Below are 1,376 nucleotides of genomic sequence, written 5' to 3' on the forward strand. Positions count from 1 at the left end.
CAGTCGATCACATCGGGTTAGAGGAAGTGTCTGCTTTGGGAGGATGTGCAACCTTCCGAAGCAGACAACGAGATAGAAGAGGAACACCTGCTTAATTTTGTCGTCAACAGCCTCGACGAGGAGCTTGCCATAGACCTTGGTGAGGACGTTGAGGTCACGACAGAGACCTTGTGCGAGGTCCTCGCCGGCGCCAGCGCCGGCGGGACCTCGATCAACCACGTCTGCGAAACGACAGACGACTCGCCGCATGCCAATACCGTCCGGGGCCACCTCACCGATCAGTTTGAGCTTGATTCAGTTGAGGCGGTTGGAGACACGCTGCTTCAACGAGATACACTTGAGACGCTTCCAGATCGGCCGGTGGAGGTCTGCGCAGACCTCCACCTCGATCCCTACTACGGCGACGAAGACGAAACAGAAGCTCTGTACTCGTCGCAGGCGAAACGTGGAACGACGACGTTTCACGCCTATGCGACACTCTATGCACGGGTGCGCAACAAGCGGTACACGCTGGCGGTTCGCCAGCTCGTCTCTGGCGAAACCACCAGCGATGTCCTCGCTGAGTTCCTCGAACTCCTTGACGGCCTTGACCTCGGCGTCAAGGCCGTCTACCTTGATCGTGGATTCTACAACAGCACCTGTCTCGGACTGCTGTACGCGTACAATTACGCCTACGTCATGCCGATTGTCAAGTGGGGCGAGACGATTCAAGATGAACTCAGCACCGGCTGGAGCCGCGAGATCGAGCACGATCTCGCCGGCGAGGTGACATTCCCTGTGTTCATCGACTGCGTATACCAGCAGGGACGGTACGATGAACACGGAGTGGCGCGTCACGGCTACGCCGCTGACGCGCCGTTTATCGACACGCCACGAGATGCACGAGAGCACTACAGCAAGCGCTTCGGCATCGAATCAAGCTACCGCTTAGCCAAGCAGAGCCTCGCTTTCACCAGTTCTCAGGACGCTGGTCTGCGGCTGGTGATGTTTGTTGTGAGCCTACTGCTTCAAAACAGCTGGCGGTATCTCCACTGGAGGTACGTGGCGGCGCCCCGTCGCGGGGGGCGCCGCCTCTTGGAGTGGTCGTTCACGGAGTTCTGCGAAATGACGCTTCGCGCAGCTTGGACAGCACTTGGTGTGCGTAGGTCTGTTCCAGCGAATCAGCCACTTGACGACCGGTTCTTCCGGTAGCTGTCCCCCGCCGAGACAGCGGTCGTGAGTGGCGACACTGTCGCGTCGGCGGCAATCCGCCGCCGACAGCGACTCCTCACCGCCGAAACTTACCGTTCGTCTCACTTCGAGAACTAGCCACGCATCGAAAACACAGATTCAAGCTCTACTGGAAGGGTTTGTGGGCTTTCGATGTGATCGACTGA

At 58.6% G+C, this 1,376-nt stretch carries 1 protein-coding gene; it reads left to right on the forward strand.

Translation table 11 applies throughout. The features are described 5' to 3' along the window. Nucleotides 1-45: 45 nt before the first annotated feature. On the forward strand, nucleotides 46-1,191 hold the full coding sequence (locus VI234_RS21135) for an ISH3 family transposase (RefSeq protein ID WP_336331223.1): 1,146 nt from the start codon (nucleotides 46-48) through the stop codon (nucleotides 1,189-1,191). Nucleotides 1,192-1,376 lie beyond the last annotated feature (185 nt).

The sequence above is a fragment of the Haloarcula sp. CGMCC 1.2071 genome (assembly GCF_037078445.1).
Lineage (GTDB): Archaea > Halobacteriota > Halobacteria > Halobacteriales > Haloarculaceae > Haloarcula > Haloarcula amylolytica.